The organism is uncultured Veillonella sp. (genome assembly GCF_963522475.1).
Lineage (GTDB): Bacteria > Bacillota > Negativicutes > Veillonellales > Veillonellaceae > Veillonella.
On record NZ_CAUQYW010000001.1, the window covers coordinates 177,658 to 200,731 of the forward strand.

Genomic DNA, 23,074 nt, shown 5'->3' on the forward strand with positions numbered 1-23,074 from the left:
GCAAGATTGCGTTTGCTAAACCAGTAAGCGCAGCCAAGATTGCTTTAACGATAGTTGCTACCATTGTTCTTCCTCCTTCTCATATAAGCACAATAACTAAACTAACTATAAATATCTTAAACTAAGATATTAAATTTAATGTGAAATGAGTAATTTTTTACACATTAATTTTTCATGAGGAAAATAATAAACTAGCAATTATTATAGATAGTTTTATGAGAAAGATAGCATACAATGAATTCATAAATTTCTATAAATTTTTAATAATTTGTAAAACAATGTAACTATTATACTTAAAGCACATCATACTATAATATCATCATAACCAACACTCAAAAATTCTTCAAAATGAAATAAAAACCCTTCTCTATCTAAACTTAGTTCAACATAAACTAACAATGTTAGAGAAGGGTTTTCTATTTACTGCTTAACACATAATAAATACTTTACATTATGTATTTGCAATTATGATTATAAAGATTTAACAACCTCTGCACAACGATGGCAAAGTGTAGGGTGTTCGCTGTCTTGACCTACTGTGTCACGGTGGATCCAGCAGCGTTCACATTTTTCAAGTTCAGATGGAGCAACTACTGTAGCTACGCCTGTTTCCTCGTCTTTTACAGCCTCTGTCGGTGCAGCACCGTTTACGATGTGAGCTTCAGATACAATAACGAGTTTAGCTAAGCCGTCTTCACCAAGAGCGTTCAATGCGTCGAATGCAGCGCCTTCAGCATATACTGTAACGGATGCATCCAATGGGTGACCGATTGTTTTATTTTGACGAGCAAGTTCCAATGCTTTTTGTACGGAAGTACGCAAGTCTAACAATTGGTTCCATTTATCAGCCAATTCTTGGTTGAAGTGTTCAGGATGACCTTGTGGCCAATCTTGAAGCATAACGGATTCAGGCATGCCGTCTTCTTTAGGCATGTATTTCCAAACTTCTTCTGCTGTGAAGGAAAGTACAGGAGATACCATAGCTACCAATGTTTTCAAGATTTCGTACATTGCTGTTTGAGCAGAACGACGAGCTACGTTGTTTTTGCTTTCAGCATACATAGTATCTTTCATTACATCAAGGTAGATGGAGCTCAAGTCTACTGTGCAGAAGTTATGAATTGCATGGTACAACATGTGGAATTCATAGTTTTCGTATGCGTCAGTAACCTTTTGACGTACTTCTTCTAAGCGCAACAATGCCCATTTATCGAATTCGGACATATCTGCGTAAGCCACTTTATCAGTGTTTGGATTGAAGTCATCCAAGTTACCAAGCAAGAAGCGGAATGTATTACGGATCTTACGGTATACTTCGGATAATTGTTTTACGATGTCTTTGGACAAACGTACGTCTGCTTGGTAATCCGCAGAGGATACCCACAAACGCATAACGTCAGCGCCGTATACGTCGATAATGTCGCTAGGTGCTACTGTATTACCTACAGATTTAGACATTTTGCGACCTTCGCCGTCCACAACGAAGCCGTGAGTCAATACGGAATTATATGGTGCTTTACCAGTTGTTGCTACTGCAGTTAACAAGGAAGAGTTGAACCAACCGCGATGTTGGTCGGAACCTTCAAGGTACATAGCACATGGTACATCTAAGCCGTTAACTTCAAGTACGCCAGACCAAGAGGAACCAGAGTCAAACCATACGTCCATGATGTCTGTTTCTTTTTTGAATTCATCATGACCGCAATGAGGACATTTGAAACCTTCTGGTAATAATTCTTTTGCACTGTGAGCCCACCAAGCATCGGAGCCTTCTACAGCTACTTTTTCTTGTAATGCTTTGATCGTATCATCGTTAATAATGTGCTCGCCACAGCTTTCACAATAGTAAATAGGAATTGGCACGCCCCAAATACGTTGACGGGAAATTACCCAGTCACCACGGTCACGAACCATGTTATAAATACGATCATGACCCCATTTAGGAATCCATTGTACTTGATTGTCGATTGCATCAAGCGCTTGTTGACGGTATCCATCTACAGAGGAGAACCATTGTTCTGTAGCACGGTAAATAACAGGGTTTTTACAACGCCAGCAGTGAGCGTATTGGTGACGCAAGCTAGATTTATGAAGCAATGCATTGTTATGCGCCAAGATTTTGATAACAGGCACTTCAGCATCGTGAATTTCAACGCCAGCCAATGGGAATTCAGTATCACCATAACGGTTGTCGTCCACTTGTTTAGTGTAGTTACCAGTTTCATTAACAAGAGATACGATAGGAAGCTCTGTTTTGCCTTCCTTGTTATAACGCATAACGATGTTAAAGTCGTCTTCACCATGTGCAGGAGCTGTATGTACACAACCAGTACCAGCTTCAAGTGTTACATGGTCACCGCACAATACAGTGGAGCCACGTTCAACAAATGGATGTTTGAACTCAGCTAATTCTAAGTCTGCGCCCGAGAAACGATTTACGATTTCATAGTCTTCAATGCCGATATCTTTCATAGCCGCATCAACGAGTTCAGTAGCCATCAAGTAGTATTCGTCACCTACTTTTACCCAACCATATTCAAGGTCAGGGTTAACAGAGATTGCTACGTTGGCAGGCATTGTCCAAGGAGTAGTTGTCCAGATAACAGCAAATGCTTGTTTTGGATCTACGCCAGCTGGCAATGTTACCTTTTTCTCGGATACGTAAGGGAATTTTACGTAAATGGAGAAGGATTTTTTCTCAGCGTATTCGATTTCTGCTTCTGCCAATGCAGTTTCGCAGTGTGTACACCAGTATACAGTTTTAAGACCTTTATAGATGTGGCCACGTTTTGCCATTTCGCCAAAGATACCAAGTTGTTTTACTTCGAACTCAGGGCGCAATGTCAAATAAGGGCGTTCCCATTCGCCTAATACACCAAAGCGAATGAAGTCTTGTTTTTGAGTTTCTACGCATTCTAATGCATATTCCTTACATTTATTGCGCAAATCCAATGGCGCCATTTCATGACGGTTAAGACCAGTGTTTTTAATAACCGCATGCTCAATTGGTAAACCGTGCGTATCCCAACCAGGGATATAGCGAGTATAATGACCAGTCATTGTTTTGTATTTCATGATGATGTCCTTCAATGTTTTGTTGAGGGCATGACCTATGTGCAATTTACCATTTGCGTATGGAGGGCCATCATGCAAGATGAAAGGTTTTGCGTCTTTACGCAATTCCAAACGTTTTTGATAAATTTTGTTGTCTTCCCAGAACTTTAAAATTTCTGGTTCGCGCTTAGGCAAATTGCCGCGCATTGGGAATTCTGTTTCAGGCAAATGTAACGTCTTACCGTAATCCATGATATGCTCCTTTTACATAAAAAAATCGCCCGTCCCCGAAGGGACGGACGTAATATCCGTGGTACCACCCTACTGACCTTCTGTGAAAGCCACTTAGACATATAACGGTGTTCACCGGCAGGGTTCCTGCTTGCTCCAAAGTGATCCGCACATCTCTAGATTTCCAAACCTTTCAGCCCATGAGTTTGGTCTCTACTAAATCCGTCTGAGACATGCCGTCTTTTTCAACGCAATCTTCATATAATAGATAATTATAGAGCTCATAAGAGGGAATTGTCAACTGGAAAACTATTCCGCATTAGGAAAGTAACGATGAAAGTATAACAATTAAATTTTATTGATATCAACCAAGCGACACAAATAAAATACAGCCTCTGATTAAATTCTATCAAATCCATCATATGGCAAACTATATGTCTTATAGTCATAGCCAGTAATCCGCCACATTTTATTATCCATTTGAGTCATTTCTATCGGTAATACTTTGGTTTCATTAGTCTTCTTATCCAATGCACGAATTTCTATATTAACAACTCCATTGTTCTTATTTTTTTCTTCTATGGAAATTAATTCATATCGCCCTACCTCTTTTAACGTCTGCAAATTATCTTTAAACGGATCTTTAGGGTCAGGTCTATTCGGTATATGACTCCTTAAATCTTGGTTAAGTAATACCTCTTTTACATCTAAATAATAATTATCTATTGCTGTAAACAGCAATGCTTCTCCAAGATTCAAAATCTTAGTTTCTCCTTTTGAATTAGTTTGAGATATATTCCGTCCATCAGATTCTTTTAACAATTTCTCAATATACGGATCAAACACCTTATGCAAAATGCCTTCCCCATCAACCATCACAAAAAATGTATCTGGATCACCATTTTGAATTGCATTATAAACCACTCGAAGAGAGTATTCTGGTGACTCCTTATACACAAATTGATAGTACAGTCCATATCCAGCAGACACAACTATTCCAATTACTACTAAAATACCCAATATACTCTTTACGACCCCAATCTGTTTAAACTTCATTAATATTTCATCATTCCTTTCAACTGCACATATTGCTTAGGTTTATCTAATTAATGTACAATATATCATAACTAGCATTTTATAGATAGTTTAAATTTGTAGTGTGAAAGAGAGGAATACTATGAGAAGATTATCCCTTATGATTCTTAGTTTATGTATGTTACTACTATCTGGGTGTGCCACAATAGATTCAGATGTAAAAATTGACAATGATGGTAGTGGTACTTGGAATGCGACTATTCAATCCCAAGCAGAACCTCTTGAAAAAGAAGTTATTACCGAACTTATAAAAGAATATCCAATGCCTACCTACACCATCAAAGCTATTAATAATGATGGTAAAACAATAACAGTTGAGGATAATGATACAACACCTTATAAGTCTTGGTTAATAGCCTCAGAATTTAAAAACATAGACGAATTTACTCTAATTAGAAATGCTATGGTGTTGAAATCTAAGAACGAAAACCTAGCACCAGCATTAGAAAAAACAACAACTGGTGATTATATTGTGGATTTAGGTACTTCACTTGGAAACACAACTATCTCTGTATCTGGGACAATCGATAAAGCAAGTGTTCAATCAGGTACGTTAAAAAATGACAACACTATACTATTCACCCTAGGCGAACATATCCGTTTTGTCTTTAAGCCAAGCCACGGTTGGTTATTCTATATTGGCATCGGCGTTGCTATCGTTGCTGTCATTGGCGGTGGCTACATCTTCTACTTACGTCGTAAATATTATGGAGATGCTGCATAAGGAGACCATATGAAACGTAACTTTATAATTACACTATTACTAACTTTCACAATGCTCTTTGTAACTGCATGTGGTAGTGATAATAACAAAAGCAATAATGCTAACAGCAAATTTGAAGGTACTTGGATTGCTTATAATAAAACTAATGATAAAGATGATATTCAAGAATTAATAATTGAAAATATCGACGGCCAACTATTAGTATCTTTATATGATTACTCCTATTATCCTTTAATGGATTATTTTTCTAGTGGTCTTGAAGAAGCTGATAACACTAAAAATGGTGGAGATACAGCTCCTGCCAATGCAGATTATCTCTTAACCAAATCTAGCGATTCTATACATAACAAACTTACTTCTGCTATTGACAATAAATTAGATGTAGGTCCTAAACCAATTATTTATAACGAAAAAGATGGCACCTTAGTTTTCGACAAAGTAATCTTCAAAAAGCAATCTGATGATAATTCTGTTCAAGCATATTTACCAGAATTAAAAGAAGATATGAAAAAACTTGTTGTGGAGGAACGCAAAAAAGATACATTTGGTAGTTTCAAACCAAAGCCAACCATTCAATTCGATTTTTCCTTTAATGATTCTATTTTAGATACTGCAAAATAAGGAGATATAGCATATGAAGTACATTTTTAAACTCAGCTTAATTATGGTTATGCTGTTATCTACTATTATTATTGTAGGCTGTGGCAAAAACGAAAGCGAAAACAAGTATCTAGGAACTTGGGTTGGCTATGATGGCAACAATGTTATGTACCGTATAACATTCCAAGAAAATGGCAAAGAATATATGGTAACAGAAGATAAACTATTTTATAAATCAGAGAAGAACTATCCTAAGCCCCATGGAGGTCTCTTCCCATCATTTGATGATAGTGTAAAGCAAGCCAATAATACTTATAATATCAACTTTATCCTTCAAAAAGACTCTAGAACAACAACAGCGAAAGAGATAACACCACAAAATGAAAAAGATGATAAAGAAAAAGATAAGTATAAAAATCAACTCAGCTATGATGAAGGTCGTACAATCATTAGATATATCGAAAAGGATAATACATTATTAATTAATGGTATTCGATATAAAAAAGAAACATCCCCAGATGTAACTAATGACATTTTAAAACAAATACAAAATGCTAGACGTATTGAATTAGAAACAAAATTCCATAAGTATGGTAATCGTGCTATCGGATCTAACCACAATCTTGTCATTATTGATAAAATTACTTTTGATGATAGTATATTAACTAGTAGTAAATAACACCAAAAGCTCCTACTTAAGTAGGAGCTTTCTTTTATAAAAAATATATTATTTATGAGCTACATCACACTAGTTGTAAGTAATCGATCTACCAAGAACCACAGCACAAAGATGGCACATAGTAGACCTGCTGTAAGGCCTGTGGTAGGCGTAGCATCAATCAAACCAATTTCATGAGCCATTTGTTTTGTGAGGATAACTTGGCCTGTAGGTGATCCGAATCGATTTGTATGGTTTTCACCAGGAAGCGCCATCAAGGCTAACAATACAATTGTACCAATGACAGGAACTAGTCCGATAAATACTATCCCTCCAGAGCGACCTTGATCGTGCAAACGACGAACTGCAACGGCAACACTAGGGATAACCATAACAACAGATATGAGCACAAGAATGACTAAGCCAACGCCTACGCCAACTGCACTTGAAAGTGGACTAATATAACTCAAGAATGCACAGGTGAATAGAATAGCCACAAAGAGTAATTGATATACCAAAAAGAAGTTCCAATATTCACTACGACTGGCACGGCCTTCAAAGTCAGCGTATTTATAAACAAAACATTGTTTAAAGTTTTCAATCATGCCTAGACTATATTTATCTAACGAAATGGGTGCTTTACGGATACGTCCACAGTTTGGACAGTATCGTTCACTTTTTAACACCTCGTGTCCACAATATGGACAAGGTCTCATAACAAACTCCTTCCAACCACAGCAGGAAACCGTAAAACTCATAAAGTCCTGTTGCTCTAACACATATAGTAACTTAGATATGTTGTAAAATATCATATCTATAACTTTAAATTCATTTCGTTTTCATTTTACTACAAAGTATTATATTGTCTATAAAGGAGTTGTTAAACTTTTATAAAATAAAATAATAAATATGCTACCAAATGCAAGTTAATACTATAAGTATCCATTAGCATTTATACCATACCATAGTATATCACCTATGGTGTTACCAAATACGATAGATTGAATAATAAAAATGGTAATCCCCATAATCCAGTCTTGACGACGAGAAGGTGTTTCTTCAAGACCTATAGAGTTACTAATCATAGCAGTAACAGGAACATAGGCAGTTCTCTCACCGTAACTATTCTCGCCTTCATCGCCTCGTTTCAATTCATAATTTAAGAATATAAAGAAGCCTATAATAGGAATAAAGGAGATAATCTGAGTCCAGCCACTACGCCCAATATCATGCATACGTCGCGCTGTAATAGCAAGATTGGGGATTATAAAGAATAAAGTCACTAACAGGGTAATCGTATCAATAATGGACTCAAAATTATAGAGCCCCACACCTTTACAAAGAATGGCTACTATCCCCAACGTTCCTTGAACCATCATCATTCCAGCCATAAAGCGCCAGTATTCGCTACGGCTTGCACGACCTTTAAAGTTAGCATAGTTTTTGATGCCTAGCACGAAGGCATCGGTATAGTTTAAATCATATACATTTACAGATGCCATACTAGTCCTCCTCAAACTCTTCGAAACCGACGATTTTCCAATCATTACCCATATTATATAAACGCACTAACATAGATGGCCTTCCATCTACAAAATCCACTCGATATCCTATATAATTCACCACAGTATCATCATCAATATCTTGAGTTACATAGTCTAATTGTATAGACTTGACTGCCGAACGAGATTTCTTTTCTTTAGCTTGTTGCCAAAGATCAAAGGTACCATATCGTTCCATTTCACGACTACTCAATTCTCGATACGCACTATGATAGTCCCCATTCGCAAGTGCTTGGTAATACTCTTTCACAACTAGATAACCTTCCGTTGTAGCGGAATCACTACGTAACAAGCGATTTGCTTTCTTAGTGAAAGCCCCCTGTCCTAAATTACCAAAAGCTGCTTCTTCTACCATATAATTATGCCCCATCATTGAGGTTCCTACACTGCTAGCAATCCAACCTAAAACAAGGATAGCCACAATGAATACACCAGAAATAGACTGCTTTTCACTTATACTAGATTCTACAGATATCTGCTCATTAGTTATGTTTACTTCTTGTCGAGAAGCCGACCGCTTACATAATAAGTACAGCAAAATCAACCATCCTAAAATAGGAACAAAGACAAGAATCATCAAAGTTGGATCATTATTAGAATCACGCAATCGTCTAGCTACTAGCATAATAGTCGGCAATGTTAATAATACCGTCAATGCCGTCAATACACCGCCCCCTAAGGATATGGCATATAGAAATCCATAAGGAATGAAGGTCGCAAGACCTGTTATGAATGTAACTAGACCGTATACAAAGGTCATAGCGCTTATGGTAAGCCAAAAGTCGGCTGTTGTTGTTCTTCCTTTACCATTTGCATAGTTTTCTACTAGCTCGCGATAGAGGATGTTAAATACTCTCTGCTTCATAAATCTCCTACTATATTTAGATATGATACAAACTTAGATATTACTATTATACTATGCTTTACCAAGGCTTACATTTCATTTTTTCTTCATTAATTTTATCTATACTAATAATATATTTTTTACAACTAAAATTCGTGCAATTAAGTTTGTATAGGAGATAATACTTATGAACGCTAAATTGACTAAAGTAGTAGCTATGGCCAGCTTGGCAGCATTCTTAACAGTTGGTATTGGTGCTAATGTAGCGCAAGCTAATGATTACCACTTCAAAATCGGCGAAAACCATCGCATGGAAAAGAACGATGATGGTACTGTAGATAGCAGTGCCCATCCATGGTTCAAACCAGATCGAAATAAACATAGAAAACACAAAATTTCTGAACGTGAAAAACATGATAAAAATGCCACTGCTAAACGTAGTGAGCAACATCAACGTTCCGAATCTACAAACGGCTAATCATTCCCCTTTCATAACTGGTTATCCAGTCATATGACACATAACTAAACTAACTAACATAAAAAGGACGTTATACACATGTATAACGTCCTTTTTATGATGTATTGTATTATCATTTTATTATGCGTTAGCTTTTTGTACCGCTTGCTTCATAGATTGTACGTAGTCAAATAACGCTTGGTCAGCATGTTCACCATGTTCTGCCACGATTTTAACGATAGCAGAGCCAACGATAGCACCGTCAGATACGCGAGCCATTGCTTCCGCTTGTTCTGGCTTAGAAATACCGAAGCCAACGGCTACAGGAATATCTGTATATTTGCGAATCGTCTCAACAATGGATTTAATATCTGTCTTGATTTCGCTACGCATGCCTGTAACACCGAGAGAAGATACGCAGTACACAAAGCCTTCTGCATCTTTTGCGATCATTTCGATGCGGTTTTCAGATGTTGGAGCAATTAAGGATACTACTTCAACGCCGTGTTTATTAGCTACACTCGCAAGTTCCCCTTTTTCTTCAAAGGGCATATCTGGCACGATAACACCAGAGATACCAACCTCTTCACAGAGAGTAAAGAATTTTTCACGACCGAATACATAGATAGGGTTCAAGTAAGTCATGAACACGAGTGGTACTGTCACTGCATCATCACCACTGCGCAAACGACGCACCATATCAAAGATATCATGAATTTTTACGCCTGTAGATAATGCACGTGTACTCGCTTCTTGAATAACTGGACCTTCCGCTGTTGGGTCGGAGAATGGAATACCGATTTCTACCATATCCGCACCAGCTTTCACCATCACGCGAATATAACGTTCTGTATTTTCAATACCGTGATCGCCAGCACTGATGAACGGGATGAATGCCTTTCCCTTTGTGAAAGCGTCTTTAATTTTACTCATGAAGATCCACCCCTCTATATTTTGCCATAGCCGCTACGTCTTTATCGCCACGACCAGATAAACAAATAATAATGATATCATCCTTGCTCATAGTAGGCGCAATTTTACGTGCATGTGCCACTGCATGAGCACTTTCAATAGCTGGAATAATGCCTTCTAAACGAGACAAGTATTCAAATGCATCCACCGCTTCATCATCCGTTACAGGCACGTATTCTGCACGGCCGCTATCGTGCAAGTACGCATGTTCAGGGCCGATGCCAGGGTAATCAAGGCCTGCAGAGATAGAATATACTGGAGCAATTTGGCCATCTTCGTCTTGGCAGAAGTAAGATTTCATGCCATGGAAGATACCAACAGAGCCTTTTGCAATTGTTGCTGCATGTTCTTCTGTATCAATTCCGCGACCTGCTGCTTCACAACCGATAAGGCGAACGCCTTCATCTGGAATAAAGTTATAGAACATCCCCATCGCATTGGAACCACCACCTACACAAGCCATAACAGCTGTTGGCAATTTACCTTCTGCTTCAAGAATTTGTTCACGCGCTTCACGACTGATAATAGACTGGAAATCACGAACGATCATAGGGAATGGATGCGCCCCCATAACAGAGCCTAATACATAATGTGTATCAGACATGCGGTTTGTCCATTCGCGCATCGCTTCAGATACAGCATCTTTTAATGTACTTGTACCAGTTGTTACAGGATGCACCTTGGCGCCCAATAATTCCATACGATATACGTTAAGTGCTTGACGTTCACAGTCCTCTGCCCCCATGTATACTTCACATTCCATGCCCATCAACGCAGCGATAGTAGCTGTTGCCACGCCGTGTTGACCAGCACCGGTTTCAGCAATAACGCGAGTTTTACCCATCCGTTTTGCCAATAACATTTGACCGATTACGTTATTTAATTTATGAGAACCGGTATGGTTCAAATCTTCACGTTTCAAATAAATTTTGGCGCCTCCAAGGTCCTTTGTCATGCGTTCTGCATAGTATAAAAGGGATGGACGACCTGTATATTTTTTATGTAGATCCTCAAGTTCGCGTACGAAATCAGGATCATCTTTGTACTTGTTGTATGCCTCCTCCAATTCGATGACTGCATTCATCAATGTTTCTGGCATAAATTGGCCACCAAAGGCACCAAAATAGCCATGTCTTTGTTCACTCATATAACTAACCTTTCTATATATATTTCACAATATTTGTGAAAGCTTTAATCTTCTCATCGTCCTTCACGCCATCTGTTTCAATACCGCTACTAATATCGATGCCATAAGGTCGAACTGTACGAATAGCACGTGCTACATTCGTACTATCAATACCGCCGGCGAGCATAAACGGGCGTTCAAAAGCATCTAAGCAAGACCAGTCGAACACTTCGCCTATACCGCCGCGTTCATCCTTATGATACGCATCAAACAACAGCATATCTGCACTGCTATCAATCCATTTTTCTGCGTCACTAGCACTACGAATTTGAACTGCCTTCCAAACCTCTACATTAGTACATTCTTTTAAGGATTGGATGAAAGTCTCATCTTCATCACCATGCAATTGCACCGCATCAAGATGAACTTTTTCCGCAATCGTAACAAGGTTATCTAGCGTTTCATTAACGAAAACACCAACCGTTTTGATTTCATCAATATCGGATTGGTCTGCACCACTGTTATATCTCGCGGCATATTGCTTATGTAATTCTTCAGCAAGCGTCTTAGCTTGTTCTACCGTAACTTGTCTCTTACTAGGAGCAAATACAAGCCCCATATAATCTGGCTTTGCGTCTACTATAGCAGGTATTGTTTCTACTTTGGAGATGCCGCACATCTTAACCTTTGGCGTGTAGTATGTTGGCCCATAGAGATATGCCAACTTTTCAACCTTGTTAGGAGAACGCATAAAGGTTTCACCCATCAAGGCTACTCCAATATTGTTATCCCGCAACACTTGAATATCCTCTGGCATTTCTAGACCGCTTTCAGATACAAAAATTACATCATCTTGAACGAGATTGCGCAAGCGCACACTATTTTGTACGTCTACAGTAAAGTCTTTCAAATTACGGTTATTAACGCCAATAATGCGTGCCCCACAATCGATGGCCATTTGTACTTCTTTTTCGTCATGAGCCTCTACCAAAGAGGATAATCCAAGAGAGTCCGCTAACTCACGGAACTTGGTCAATGTTGGCACATCGAGGCATGCACAGATTAATAGGATTGCACTAGCGCCCCATACCTTTGCTTGGTAGATTTGGTATTCATCGATGATAAAGTCCTTACGAAGTACAGGGATTTTGACAGTACTTGCAATTTCTTGCAAATATTTTTTATCACCTTTAAAGAAGTCTGGCTCTGTCAATACAGAGATAGCCGCAGCACCAGCCACTTCATATTCTTTGGCGATATCTAAATACGGGAAGTGCTCTGCTATGATGCCTTTTGATGGAGATGCCTTCTTTACTTCACAAATAAAGTTAAAGTCTTGCTGACGAAGAGCCGCTTCAAAAGGAAATCCTGTATCAAATGGTAACGCTAAGGCCGCTGCTTTCACAGCCTCAGGCGTTTCCATCTCTTTTTCTTTGGCCACTCGAGCTTTAGTAGCCTCTACAATTGTATCTAAAATCAATGGTTATACCTCTTGTGTTGCTTTCACAAATTGTTCCATTGTGGCAAGAGCCTTGCCAGAGTCGATCATATGTTTCGCCTCTTCAATGCCCTCTGCCAATGTAAGGCCTTCTTTTGCAAGGTAAATGGCCATGCCTGCGTTGAGGAGAACCGCCGTACGTTTGCCGCCTTGCTCACCACCAAGAACGCGACGTGTAATCTCAGCATTTACTGTAGCATCGCCACCTTCAAGCTCAGTTTTATCAGCGTATTCGAAACCATAGTCCTTAGGATCGAATTCGTAGCTTGTGAAAGTACCATTATTAATTTCGCACACATACGTTTTGTTGGTAGCCGTAATTTCATCAAGGCCATCGAAGCCGTGTACCACAGCACCGCGTTTAACACCAAGGTTAGCCAATACACGAGCCAATGGTTCTACCAAAGATTTATCGTAAACGCCCATCAACTCCACAGTAGCGCCTGCTGGATTTGCTAAAGGTCCGAGAATATTGAACACAGTACGAACGCCTAACGCCTTACGTACAGGGCCAGCATATTTCATAGCTTGGTGGTATACAGGAGCAAACATGAAGCACATATTGGCTTTGTTAAGGACTGCCTCGTTCTGTTCACCATTGAGCTCTAATTTAGCGCCCAATGCTTCGATCAAATCAGCAGCCCCACATTTACTAGATACACTGCGGTTACCATGTTTTGCTACCGGAATACCTGCTGCAGAAATGATAAAACCAGATGTAGTAGAAATGTTGAACGTATTCGCTTCGTCGCCGCCAGTACCTACGATTTCTACAACAGTACCTTCATGAGGTACAGAACCGGCCTTCTCACGCATAACCTCAGCAAAGGCTGTAACCTCATCTACAGTAGGGCCTTTTGCCGCCAAAGCGCACAAGAAACCAGCCATAGGCACCTCAGCTACCTCGCCGCTCATAATCTTGTTCATTGTATCTTTTGCAAGGTCGTAGGATAAATCTTGACCATGCGTTACTGCATATAATGCGTCTTTAATCATTTTATATCTCCTTACTTGTTGTTCATTTTACTTCGCTTCTACGTTAATAGGGCATATACCTGCGTTAATGCAACATGTGATTCACGGGGACCTATGCCCTCCACTGGCCGGGTCTGACTACGGCCTACGGCCTTCGCAGGGCCAAAGTCGGGCCCAGAACCCCGTGAACTCACATAAACGCTATGACATTTAATCTTTTATATGCCCTACTCATCGTCACATTCGCAATAAAATGAACAACAATTCAATATCTCTTAAATGATCCTGCGCATTATATGGAGTAACGCACAGGTCATCCCTTTATCGGGAAAGTGGGAATAGTGGTGCTACGCACCACTTTTTCTTATATTAGGGGTTCTGGTTCGCATATTTCTATAGAAAAATATAGTTACTGTTCCATATATGTATTGCAGAGGGGCTAGTATAGGTCCTGCCAAGGTTGAGTTGGCAGGAAATAAGGTTTTAAAGAACTCCAAGAGGCCTTATTTCTGCCTTATCATTCTAAGGCTTATAAATAGCCCCTCAATACCTAAATTAAACAATAGTTATTTTTCTAAGAAATTGCGAATCATTTGTTCCCCGTTTGGCGTCATGATTGATTCCGGATGGAATTGCACGCCGTAGATTGGGTAATCCTTATGTTCTACGCTCATTACTTCGCCGTCGTCTGTAATGGATGTAACGATAAGTTCGCTTGGCATGGTTTCATCGATAATTGCCAAGGAGTGGTAGCGTGCCACTTCGAATTGTTCTGGTATGCCTTTAAGGATTTTGGATGAGTGTACTTGTTTGGCTACGCTTTGTTTGCCGTGCATAACTTGTTTTGCGTAGGAAACGGTGCCACCGAATACTTCGCCGATGGCTTGGTGTCCGAGACATACGCCGAGGATTGGGAATTCACCTTTGCATTCGCGCAATAGGTCTTCGTATACACCCGCATCAGCTGGTCTGCCAGGGCCTGGTGAAAGTATCACATAGTCTGGTTTTAAAGCGCGGATTTCTTCAACTGTTAATTCATCGCTGCGGATGACTTTAATGTCTGGATTGATAGAGCCTACTAATTGGTATAAATTGAAGGAAAAACTATCGTAATTATCTATAAGGAGTACCATTATTCTACCTCCTGTGCATCTGTAATTGCGGAAATCATGGATTGGCCTTTGATCAAGGTTTCGTTATATTCACTAGCAGGAACACTATCGCGAACGATACCTGCGCCGGCGCGAACATAGACCTTACCGCCTTTGTTCATAGCCATGCGGATGCCGATACATACGTCCATGTTACCGGAGAAATCGATGTAACCTACAGCGCCGCCGTATACACCGCGCGGGCTTTTTTCAAGTTCATGTAAAATCTCGATAGCACGAATTTTAGGAGCTCCAGATAAAGTACCAGCTGGCAATGTAGCACCGATAGCATCGAGGGCATCTTTACCGTCTTGAATGTCGCCGCTTACAGTAGATGTAATGTGAATAACATGGGAGAAACGTTGCAACATATGTAACGCCTCTACTTGTACGGAACCGAATTTAGCAATTTTACCTAAGTCGTTACGGCCAAGGTCAACGAGCATGTTATGTTCAGCCAACTCTTTTTCGTCATTAATGAGTTTTTCTTCAATAGCGAGGTCCTCGGCTTCGGTTTTACCGCGGCGCATAGTACCTGCAATTGGGAAGGTGTACATTTTACCATCCGTCAATTTTACCAATGTTTCTGGAGAAGCACCTGTAAGCTCTACATCGCCACCAGATAGGTAGAACATATATGGAGATGGGTTCAATGTACGCAATACGCGGTATGCATTTAACAAGCTACCATCGAACTCAGCTTCACGGCGGTTAGATACAACACATTGGAAGATATCCCCTTCCTTGATGTAATGTTGTGTCTTTTTAACAACTGCTTCAAACTCGTCCTTTGTAAACTCAGAAGTGAACTCTGTTTTAAGAATTCCTTTTGGAACATCTGCCTCTTTGCCGTTTACTACGAGATCAGCTAGTGCTTTTAACTCAAGCTCAGCTTTGTTGTAGTTCCGTTCTAAATCGTTTGTGCTAATGTTAGCAATCAAGTAGATTTTATTTTTATAATGGTCAAAGGCGATTACCTTATCAAAGAGCATAAGGTCTACGTCGTTAACCATAGCAGAGTCATCATCTGGTGTTGGGAAATCCAATGTTGGCTCGATATAGCGGATATATTCGCAAGCAAAGTAACCTACAAAGCCACCTGTGAAGGTTGGCAACTCTTCTAAGCGAGGGCTTTTATATTGGCTCAAAATATTGCGAATCTCTGCAGCAGGATCAGAACACTCAAAGGTACGTGTTGTACCGTCTTTGATGGTCATTTTATGGTTTTTGCAGAATAGCTCAATCTTAGGATCATAGCCCAAGAAGGAGTAACGGCCCCAATGATTACTATTATCCGCACTTTCAAGCAAGTACGTATGACTGCTCACTTGTTTTAATGCTTTCAACACGCTAATCGGTGTGCGTACGTCGGATAAAATTTCCATATATACAGGCACGATATCGTAGCCCGGTGCGATAGCTTTCACACGGTCTAAACTGGGAAAAATCATGAGAACCTCCATCTGGCGATGCCAATAAAAAAACTCGCCCATGACAATATAACGTCAAGGACGAGTCTATAGTTCTATTTTTACAAGATTATTAGAAAATACTTGTATTATGCTATAAATCGCGGTACCACCTTGTTTGAATGCAGCGCACTCCCCTTTCGCAGGATACTAACATATCCCTCACGACTAACGCTCGTGTGACGTCGCACCATACTAGGAATGAAATTCATTCTGTTCCATGCGCCCTCGGTGGTCCATTTAATAAGCTGCGTACTACGGGTTCTCAGCTAATCCCGCTCTCTGTGAGTGCATTTCCTATTTTTATCTCCACCTCATCAGTTTCTTTTAGGCGAGTATAAAATTATAATCTGATTATACGTTTTCTATAGAATGAAAGTCAAGGAGAATCTTAACTTTCAATATGCCAAGATTTTTTAAACAAAAGATGATAACTAACAAAAATATTAATATACGGAACGAAAAGACCAATAATCCATAACCCACTTAATAGGGAATCATGAAGTCTACGTATGCCTAATGTAATTATCGCTAAAGCTGGCCATATCAGGATAGCCATAAATCCCCAACGTGGTATATAAAGAGGTATACCAAGCTGAACAATTAACGATACTACGGCTATAACCATATTCATAATGATATCCATGAAAAGACGAGTTCCTATGAGACCAACCCAAAAAGCTGATACGGAAGCTCTTCCTTTAATATCAAATAGCTTAGCAAATAAAACATCCCATATACAGCTACAAATATAGTCAAATTTACTATTATTTGTAGCTTTAGTAATCGTAGAACTTCGAGTATAGGCAGTAATATAGTTATTATATCTATCTCGTCCTTCATCTAAACCATACTTATTAGAATCTGGCACACTAAGTGGCAACGCAAAGCAAGCCAAGATAAAATACTGCCAAAAAAATCCGTCCCAATGAAAGCCTGCATTTATAAAGGTTTCGGATATAGATTCCAAACTAAAACTCATACCCCAATATACCCACAAACTTAGGTATGCTATGGGTACTAAAATCATATACCACAAGGATGAACCACAGTCATTCAATCTACGTTTAAGTAAAAAAATAGTTACTACTATATGTATAATCTGCAAACATCCAAAATAAATATATGACAAATATGTACTGCCTTGAAACAAACCATCTTGAATAAATCCTATCAATACTACAAATATAAGGTACGCTAAAAATTTACTTCCCATTAAACCAAGTACAGCCCATAAAAATGCCAATCGGCCTATACGTTGATTCACTCGCTGCATTTCTATATTTTGTTTAAATAGTGAAAGTTCATTATCTAACCACATTAAAATAAATCTCTCTTCTCTCTCATACCGAAGGATATCTATAAACTAAAGCTATGTAAATATAATCAATACAAAAACATATAGATAAACAATAGTAATATAAAGCTCAAAATACTATCACAATAAGACTATTCTTGTAGTCTTTAGATGCTTTCTTTTGAGCAATCTGTAGTATTCGACTTGCAATAAAAGAAATGCCCGAAATTATCATAAATCCAAGCGAAATTTCTGTTAAACCTTCAATACAATAATAAGTAAATGCAACAATAATCAATAAAGAACTACATATACAGACCCATTTATATAAATTGGGAAATAACATAAATTCTCTCTTAGCTGCTTCACGCTCAGAGAGTTGCTTGCCCATAACATACTTATAATACCCTCTACAATTAAGTATTATCATGGCAAATACGGCAATTATCATATCAAAATTAAGTTCTACCATTATCTACCGTTTACTATTTATATTTCATTAATTCTTATATTAATTTATTCTAATACAAATAGCTAAAATTGAATATCTCCTCTCTCAAGCAGTCGAGAAATTCAGAATATTTATATTGTGTTCCTCTAAATACTAATAGTATACTGAAACTACATATGTTATCAGCTTCTACTGATTATTATGCGGAGGAGAGAGTATGAGTTTTTATTTCACTGATCAAATACAGCAGTCTTTCAATAAAATATTCCACCAGTGTAATAAAGATATAGCTTGGGCTGGTAAGGCTGAGCTTGATGCCCTTGTGAAACTTGATGAGGAAGGTCAAAAAATTCCTAGTATTGGCGATGTATACGCTATTTTGGCGCGTGTCTATGAGGGCGCCCAAAAGGGTTGTTCTTACTGTGCCTACGCCATTGCCAATGTATTCCAGTGGGGAGATTACCGCCTCTTACCATCTGCACAAAAGATAGTTAATGAAGGTGAACCATCTGGTATTATCCATTTCTTAAAATCTTTATTTGTACAAGTAGATCAACGTAGATTGGACTCAAAAATAACATCTATAGCACAGCAATGGTTGCATAAATCTACAGCGGCAGGTCTTATTATTGCGTACCGCAACTTGCGCCTTACCTATGCCGAGCAAAATAATAGAGCAATGGAAGAACAAGTTATTTTTGAAGGGGCTGCAGCAGGTTTGCCACTCATGATGTATTTAGCTGGCGATATTTGTAAGTCTCGCGGGGAGCATGAACGATCTCTCGAATATTTTGAGCGTGGCGTAACCATGAATAATGGCATGTGTTTGCGTGAAGCTGCCGAGTACCATGCAAGCTATTATTCTTCGCACATTAAATATCGATGGTCAGTCCCAAGACTGGTCTCGCATCGCTCACTTATTACAACAACCAGCTATTTACACTCTTGATACTATTTGGCCGTATCTCGCTTATGTATTTACTTTCAAAAAAGGTAATACCCCTGCCATAAGAACCGCCATAGAGTGCGTTAATAAGGCTAGCAAATGTTACGATAGATACGGTAGTTATGACTATGCGGACCATCTATGGCAACTGGCCGCCGGCTATTGCTACGAAATTGGTGCCATTACAAAAGAACCTGATTTAGACCAAGCCGTTACGTTCTACGAGCATGCTCGTGAAAGCATCAATCGTCTCAACACAAGAAACGATAATTGTATTGGTACTGGTGAGCCGCTAGTAATTCCTGACGAAGCATCTGAGCGATTAGAAGCCTTTGAACTCGTTGATGGACACTATCAGTACAAAGAAGGCATACAACAATCTTCTACAACTTGTAATCCTATGCCCCCTGCATGGCCTCAAAACTCTGTTGATGTATTAGAAATCTTCGAGGACTCTACTACTGGTTGGCGCACGAATAAATACGACTGGAATTTCATCGAGCGTGAGTGGGATACACAAAAACATCTTAGCCTTATCATCTATGATAATCGCCAATCCATAGAAAACGTAATTTACGATGTGTACAGTATCGTTATGTTCCACAATGAAGATAAAAACTCTTGTACTATCTATCTATACGGCTACATTGAGGATACTAGCAGACAGGATGAAAACGTGGATCCTAGGGTATATGAAATAAGATACTTTAAAGAAATGTCCATTCCTGAAGGTCTCGCTTTAATTAAAGACTTCTATGATAATGCTAAATTGCCTGTTATTGATGAAAGTTGGGAGAAACAGTACAAAAACACTACTCCTCCACGAGAATATGTATTAACTTGTGACAATGATATCTTCTACCTCAATCAATATGAATATCCAAACCAAATGATTAAGGATGCCTTAGAAGGCGTAGCGAATGGCAAGTATAATATTATTGAGGTTCGCCCTTCTAGCCTTGATGATCAATGTATTAACTATTACATCGAGCGCGGAAAAGGTAAAAACTTACGCATTCGACTCTATGCCACTGTAGATGAGGACAACGTATATGGCTTTGAAAGAGAGTCTTGCAACTTAACCTCTATCAACTACTGGATTCAGGAATCTATGACGAGCAATACGCTTTCAGATTTAAGTGATTGGGATGAAATTAAAAAGAAATAAGAGTATTATTTTATTAAGAACATACTAAAACTAAGAAAGGAGGGATACGTTGGAAACATGGAAACGAACGGTGTACATTTGCGCATTCTGTGTATTCTTCATGTCCCTCGGCATTAGTCAGGTGAGCCCTATCCTGCCCCTTTACTTCCATGAGATGGGATTAAGCGATACAGGGGCTATTTCACGATGGTCAGGCGCTTCCATGGGGATTACCTTCCTCATAGTCTGCTTAGCGGCGCCCTTCTGGGGACGATTAGCAGATCGTAAAGGCCGAAAAATTACGCTAATACGCTCTAGCCTTGGTATGGCTACATGTAGTATTTTATTGGGCTTTCAGACTACCCCAGAAGGTGTGTTCCTCGTTCGTACGTTGCAAGGTTTAGTAAGTGGTTTCTACTCCGCATCGGTAACACTTATCGCGTCAGAAACACCGCAAAACCATACAGGTTGGGCTCTAGGGATTATAGCCTCCTTTAACCTTGCAGGCTCACTAGCCGGTCCACTTGTAGGCGGGTATCTCAGTGATGTGATAGGTATTCGAAATGACTTCTTTATCATCGGTGCCCTTATGCTGTTGGCATTTGCCCTAACAGCTATACTCGTACATGAAAATTATGTACCAAAACCACTAATAGAAAAACAAACCTTCAAGAACTTAAAACTCCACTTACCTGAATTTTCTAGTTTAGTTGCTTTATCTGCAGCCTCCTTCTTATATGCGATTTCTGTTACCGCCATTTCACCTATTATGACAGTCTATGTGAAAGGTATGCTACCAAGCAATGCTGAAAATATTGCCTTTATTTCTGGTGCTGTATTTTCCGCCATGGGCGTAGCACAATTCTTGAGTAGCTCTCCACTCGGAAAATTAGTAGATCGCATCGGGCCAAGAAAGGTCCTCATTTATTCGATGCTATATGTAGGCATTCTCAATATCCCCCAAGCTTATGTAGACTCTGTATATGCACTAGGTTTCATACGGTTCTTACAAGGCTTTGGGCTAGGTGGGATGCTACCGGCACTGAATACATACTTATCTTCTAAAACACCTAAGGAATATACAGGACAAGTATTCTCTTACAATCAATCCTGTTTATTTATGGGCTACTTCCTAGGCTCCTTTGGTGGCTCCATCGTAGCCGCTCAATTTGGCTTCACAACCCTTTTCTGGGTATGTAGCCTTACCTTTATCGGCGCCGCCCTATGGGTTGCGTCAAAACTAAAATAACGCAAAAGAGCTATCCCAAGAATTCAGATGTACTGATTCTGGGACAGCTCTTTTATTATATTTTTTGTAAAAGTTTAAAAACTTTCACTAGCTAGGAGATAATCATTCTATATGTATAGAATAACTATTGTCTCTAGTTAGGTATTAAAGGATACCGAGGATTTCCCACCATGCATAACCTACAACTAGGGTTACAACGAAGCACATGATAGCGAAGATACCTCCGATAATCCACCAACTCTTAACTGTATTGTAGCCTGCACCGAATACGATTGGAGCTGCTGCACCGCCGTAGTGAGTCAACGCACCACCGTAGGAGTTTGTAGCAGCTAATAACAAAGACAAGGCCATTGGGTTTACACCCGCTACTTTACCTACAGTAAGGAATACTGGAAGCATGGCTACAACGTACGCACTACCAGATGCGAACAAGTAACGAACAGCGATACTGATAGCACCAATGATAATAAGCGCCATCATAGGATTGTCGCCGAAGCTGAAGTATGTACCCATGAAATCAGCCAACCATTCAAAGAATTTAACCTTGGATAATGCACTGGACATACCGATAATACCACCGAACCAGATCAAAGTATTCCAAGCACCTTTGGATTCAAGCATATCTTCCCATTTAATAACGCCGAACACAAGAGCGGCTACCATAGCTACAATAGCTACAGCTGTTGCATCAAGAGAGAATTTAATACCAAAGCCTTGAGTTAAAATAGAAGGCAATGCCCAACCAACTAAAGCAAGAATAAAGATAGCGATAAGCGCTTTCTCACGACCAGTGATAGGTCCAAGTTCTTTCAAACCTTCATCAGCAATACCGTGAGAATCGATATGTTGAATAGATGGTTTGTCTAAGTAGTATACCAAAGCAGGTGTAATGAAAAGCATTACAAGACCTGGTATTACAAGAGCTAATGCCCAAAGGCCCCAGTTGAGATCTACACCGAGGATTTTGTTCATGTAGTCAGCAGCCAACAAGTTTGGTGCCATTGCTGTAGCGAACATCAAACTTGTTACCTTAGTCACCATGTAAGTGTTAACCATGAGGTAAGAACCAGCTTTTTTAGCGCTTTCACCAGGCTCAGAACCTAAAGCTTTTGCTACAGAGTTCATGATTGGAAACACGATACCACCACAACGTGCTGTGTTGGAAGGTGTTACTGGGGAAATAATAAGATCTAATAAAGCAGTTACATAGCCAAGACGCAATGTAGTGTGACCTAGGGATTTAATCAATAGGTATGCAATACGACGGCCAAGACCGGTTTTTACGAACGCCACACTGAGGGAGAACGCAGAGAATACTAGCCATACTGTTGTAGATGCATAACCAGATAAAACGTTTTTCGTAGCATTCAAGAAAATTGCAGAACCTGCAATAGATAATAACAAAATAATTGGTGCTGGCCAAGGTTTAACAACTAAACCAACGATAGCCATTAAATAAAAACCTAACAGCCGCCAAGCTTCAATACTTAAGCCTTCTGGCGGTGTAATGAACCACATTGCCAAAGGAATGGCAAACATAATTGCAATTTTAAGTAGCTTACTCATTC

The 23,074-nt window shown here is 39.3% G+C and carries 21 protein-coding genes; 7 read left to right on the plus strand and 14 right to left on the minus strand.

Annotated features, from left to right (window positions below):
* Nucleotides 1-471: 471 nt before the first annotated feature.
* Together ileS and RWP19_RS00810 are read right to left on the minus strand one after the other, a co-directional pair.
* The gene (gene ileS / locus RWP19_RS00805) at nt 472-3,306 is read right to left on the minus strand and encodes an isoleucine--tRNA ligase (protein WP_314356088.1); all 2,835 of its coding nucleotides are present in this window, start codon (nt 3,304-3,306) and stop codon (nt 472-474) included.
* Between the two features lie 378 nt (nt 3,307-3,684).
* A complete protein-coding gene (locus RWP19_RS00810) occupies nt 3,685-4,341 on the minus strand; it encodes a hypothetical protein (protein ID WP_314356089.1) in 657 nt (218 codons plus the stop codon).
* A gap of 121 nt (nt 4,342-4,462) precedes the next feature.
* Here RWP19_RS00810 and RWP19_RS00815 point away from each other — a divergent pair, with 121 nt between their 5' ends.
* From RWP19_RS00815 to RWP19_RS00825, 3 genes are read left to right on the plus strand one after another with little or no spacing between them, the layout of a single operon-like run.
* Nucleotides 4,463-5,104 carry a hypothetical protein gene (locus RWP19_RS00815; protein WP_314356090.1) on the plus strand — a complete coding sequence of 214 codons (642 nt, stop codon included), beginning with the start codon at nt 4,463-4,465 and terminating at the stop codon, nt 5,102-5,104.
* A gap of 9 nt (nt 5,105-5,113) precedes the next feature.
* Nucleotides 5,114-5,725: a hypothetical protein gene (locus RWP19_RS00820; protein ID WP_314356091.1), complete on the plus strand. Its 612-nt coding sequence runs from the start codon at nt 5,114-5,116 to the stop codon at nt 5,723-5,725.
* Between the two features lie 13 nt (nt 5,726-5,738).
* A complete protein-coding gene (locus RWP19_RS00825; protein WP_314356092.1) occupies nt 5,739-6,383 on the plus strand; it encodes a hypothetical protein in 645 nt (214 codons plus the stop codon).
* A gap of 59 nt (nt 6,384-6,442) precedes the next feature.
* Here RWP19_RS00825 and RWP19_RS00830 read toward each other — a convergent pair whose 3' ends face one another.
* The 3 genes from RWP19_RS00830 to RWP19_RS00840 all read right to left on the minus strand — a co-directional run bounded on the left by RWP19_RS00830 (nt 6,443) and on the right by RWP19_RS00840 (nt 8,789).
* Nucleotides 6,443-7,078: a DUF805 domain-containing protein gene (locus RWP19_RS00830; protein WP_295260209.1), complete on the minus strand. Its 636-nt coding sequence runs from the start codon at nt 7,076-7,078 to the stop codon at nt 6,443-6,445.
* A gap of 216 nt (nt 7,079-7,294) precedes the next feature.
* A complete protein-coding gene (locus RWP19_RS00835) occupies nt 7,295-7,864 on the minus strand; it encodes a DUF805 domain-containing protein (protein ID WP_314356093.1) in 570 nt (189 codons plus the stop codon).
* 1 nt (nt 7,865) lies between these two features.
* A complete protein-coding gene (locus RWP19_RS00840; protein WP_295276103.1) occupies nt 7,866-8,789 on the minus strand; it encodes a DUF805 domain-containing protein in 924 nt (307 codons plus the stop codon).
* Nucleotides 8,790-8,955: 166 nt separating this feature from the next.
* Here RWP19_RS00840 and RWP19_RS00845 point away from each other — a divergent pair, with 166 nt between their 5' ends.
* Nucleotides 8,956-9,246 carry a hypothetical protein gene (locus RWP19_RS00845; protein WP_295276105.1) on the plus strand — a complete coding sequence of 97 codons (291 nt, stop codon included), beginning with the start codon at nt 8,956-8,958 and terminating at the stop codon, nt 9,244-9,246.
* A 120-nt stretch (nt 9,247-9,366) separates the two neighbouring features.
* Here RWP19_RS00845 and trpA read toward each other — a convergent pair whose 3' ends face one another.
* The 8 genes from trpA to RWP19_RS00885 all read right to left on the minus strand — a co-directional run bounded on the left by trpA (nt 9,367) and on the right by RWP19_RS00885 (nt 18,185).
* Nucleotides 9,367-10,158, minus strand: coding sequence for a tryptophan synthase subunit alpha (trpA, locus tag RWP19_RS00850; RefSeq protein WP_285365306.1), 792 nt, complete (start codon nt 10,156-10,158; stop codon nt 9,367-9,369).
* Nucleotides 10,151-11,344, minus strand: coding sequence for a tryptophan synthase subunit beta (gene trpB, locus RWP19_RS00855; RefSeq protein ID WP_314356094.1), 1,194 nt, complete (start codon nt 11,342-11,344; stop codon nt 10,151-10,153). The genes trpA and trpB overlap by 8 nt, the downstream gene beginning before the upstream one ends.
* Nucleotides 11,345-11,357: 13 nt before the next feature.
* Nucleotides 11,358-12,803, minus strand: coding sequence for a bifunctional indole-3-glycerol-phosphate synthase TrpC/phosphoribosylanthranilate isomerase TrpF (gene trpCF, locus RWP19_RS00860; RefSeq protein ID WP_314356095.1), 1,446 nt, complete (start codon nt 12,801-12,803; stop codon nt 11,358-11,360).
* A gap of 3 nt (nt 12,804-12,806) precedes the next feature.
* Complete coding sequence (gene trpD / locus RWP19_RS00865) at nt 12,807-13,817, minus strand: anthranilate phosphoribosyltransferase (RefSeq protein ID WP_295275865.1); 1,011 nt, start codon at nt 13,815-13,817, stop codon at nt 12,807-12,809.
* Nucleotides 13,818-14,362: 545 nt separating this feature from the next.
* Nucleotides 14,363-14,929, minus strand: coding sequence for an aminodeoxychorismate/anthranilate synthase component II (locus tag RWP19_RS00870; protein WP_295275868.1), 567 nt, complete (start codon nt 14,927-14,929; stop codon nt 14,363-14,365).
* Nucleotides 14,929-16,398, minus strand: a complete 1,470-nt coding sequence (locus RWP19_RS00875) for an anthranilate synthase component I family protein (RefSeq protein ID WP_105083450.1) — start codon at nt 16,396-16,398, stop codon at nt 14,929-14,931. Before RWP19_RS00875 ends, RWP19_RS00870 begins: the two co-directional genes overlap by 1 nt.
* A gap of 409 nt (nt 16,399-16,807) precedes the next feature.
* Entirely contained in the window at nt 16,808-17,737 is a 930-nt protein-coding gene (locus RWP19_RS00880) for a DUF805 domain-containing protein (protein WP_314356096.1), read from the minus strand.
* A gap of 106 nt (nt 17,738-17,843) precedes the next feature.
* A complete protein-coding gene (locus RWP19_RS00885; RefSeq protein WP_314356097.1) occupies nt 17,844-18,185 on the minus strand; it encodes a hypothetical protein in 342 nt (113 codons plus the stop codon).
* A gap of 196 nt (nt 18,186-18,381) precedes the next feature.
* On the opposite strand from RWP19_RS00885, the gene RWP19_RS00890 reads away from it, so the two are divergent.
* Genes RWP19_RS00890 through RWP19_RS00900 form a run of 3 tightly spaced genes read left to right on the plus strand, consistent with a single transcriptional unit; the run spans nt 18,382 to nt 21,506 of the window.
* Nucleotides 18,382-19,113, plus strand: coding sequence for a hypothetical protein (locus RWP19_RS00890; protein WP_295275472.1), 732 nt, complete (start codon nt 18,382-18,384; stop codon nt 19,111-19,113).
* Entirely contained in the window at nt 19,013-20,278 is a 1,266-nt protein-coding gene (locus RWP19_RS00895; RefSeq protein ID WP_295275469.1) for a hypothetical protein, read from the plus strand. The genes RWP19_RS00890 and RWP19_RS00895 overlap by 101 nt, the downstream gene beginning before the upstream one ends.
* A 49-nt stretch (nt 20,279-20,327) precedes the next feature.
* Nucleotides 20,328-21,506 (plus strand): MFS transporter, encoded by a 1,179-nt coding sequence (locus RWP19_RS00900; protein ID WP_295275467.1) that lies wholly within the window; start codon nt 20,328-20,330, stop codon nt 21,504-21,506.
* 144 nt (nt 21,507-21,650) lie between these two features.
* On the opposite strand, the gene RWP19_RS00905 is transcribed toward RWP19_RS00900, so the two are convergent.
* Nucleotides 21,651-23,072: an anion permease gene (locus RWP19_RS00905; protein WP_314356099.1), complete on the minus strand. Its 1,422-nt coding sequence runs from the start codon at nt 23,070-23,072 to the stop codon at nt 21,651-21,653.
* Between the last annotated feature and the right edge of the window lie 2 nt (nt 23,073-23,074).

Bases quoted from the DNA above. Each gene is read 5' to 3' on its own strand.
- ileS (WP_314356088.1), bottom strand. From the start codon at position 3,306: ATGGATTACGGTAAGACGTTACATTTGCCTGAAACAGAATTCCCAATG.
- RWP19_RS00810 (WP_314356089.1), bottom strand. From the start codon at position 4,341: ATGAAGTTTAAACAGATTGGGGTCGTAAAGAGTATATTGGGTATTTTA.
- RWP19_RS00815 (WP_314356090.1), top strand. From the start codon at position 4,463: ATGAGAAGATTATCCCTTATGATTCTTAGTTTATGTATGTTACTACTA.
- RWP19_RS00820 (WP_314356091.1), top strand. From the start codon at position 5,114: ATGAAACGTAACTTTATAATTACACTATTACTAACTTTCACAATGCTC.
- RWP19_RS00825 (WP_314356092.1), top strand. From the start codon at position 5,739: ATGAAGTACATTTTTAAACTCAGCTTAATTATGGTTATGCTGTTATCT.
- RWP19_RS00830 (WP_295260209.1), bottom strand. From the start codon at position 7,078: ATGAGACCTTGTCCATATTGTGGACACGAGGTGTTAAAAAGTGAACGA.
- RWP19_RS00835 (WP_314356093.1), bottom strand. From the start codon at position 7,864: ATGGCATCTGTAAATGTATATGATTTAAACTATACCGATGCCTTCGTG.
- RWP19_RS00840 (WP_295276103.1), bottom strand. From the start codon at position 8,789: ATGAAGCAGAGAGTATTTAACATCCTCTATCGCGAGCTAGTAGAAAAC.
- RWP19_RS00845 (WP_295276105.1), top strand. From the start codon at position 8,956: ATGAACGCTAAATTGACTAAAGTAGTAGCTATGGCCAGCTTGGCAGCA.
- trpA (WP_285365306.1), bottom strand. From the start codon at position 10,158: ATGAGTAAAATTAAAGACGCTTTCACAAAGGGAAAGGCATTCATCCCG.
- trpB (WP_314356094.1), bottom strand. From the start codon at position 11,344: ATGAGTGAACAAAGACATGGCTATTTTGGTGCCTTTGGTGGCCAATTT.
- trpD (WP_295275865.1), bottom strand. From the start codon at position 13,817: ATGATTAAAGACGCATTATATGCAGTAACGCATGGTCAAGATTTATCC.
- RWP19_RS00870 (WP_295275868.1), bottom strand. From the start codon at position 14,929: ATGGTACTCCTTATAGATAATTACGATAGTTTTTCCTTCAATTTATAC.
- RWP19_RS00875 (WP_105083450.1), bottom strand. From the start codon at position 16,398: ATGATTTTTCCCAGTTTAGACCGTGTGAAAGCTATCGCACCGGGCTAC.
- RWP19_RS00880 (WP_314356096.1), bottom strand. From the start codon at position 17,737: ATGTGGTTAGATAATGAACTTTCACTATTTAAACAAAATATAGAAATG.
- RWP19_RS00885 (WP_314356097.1), bottom strand. From the start codon at position 18,185: ATGGTAGAACTTAATTTTGATATGATAATTGCCGTATTTGCCATGATA.
- RWP19_RS00890 (WP_295275472.1), top strand. From the start codon at position 18,382: ATGAGTTTTTATTTCACTGATCAAATACAGCAGTCTTTCAATAAAATA.
- RWP19_RS00895 (WP_295275469.1), top strand. From the start codon at position 19,013: ATGCAAGCTATTATTCTTCGCACATTAAATATCGATGGTCAGTCCCAA.
- RWP19_RS00905 (WP_314356099.1), bottom strand. From the start codon at position 23,072: ATGAGTAAGCTACTTAAAATTGCAATTATGTTTGCCATTCCTTTGGCA.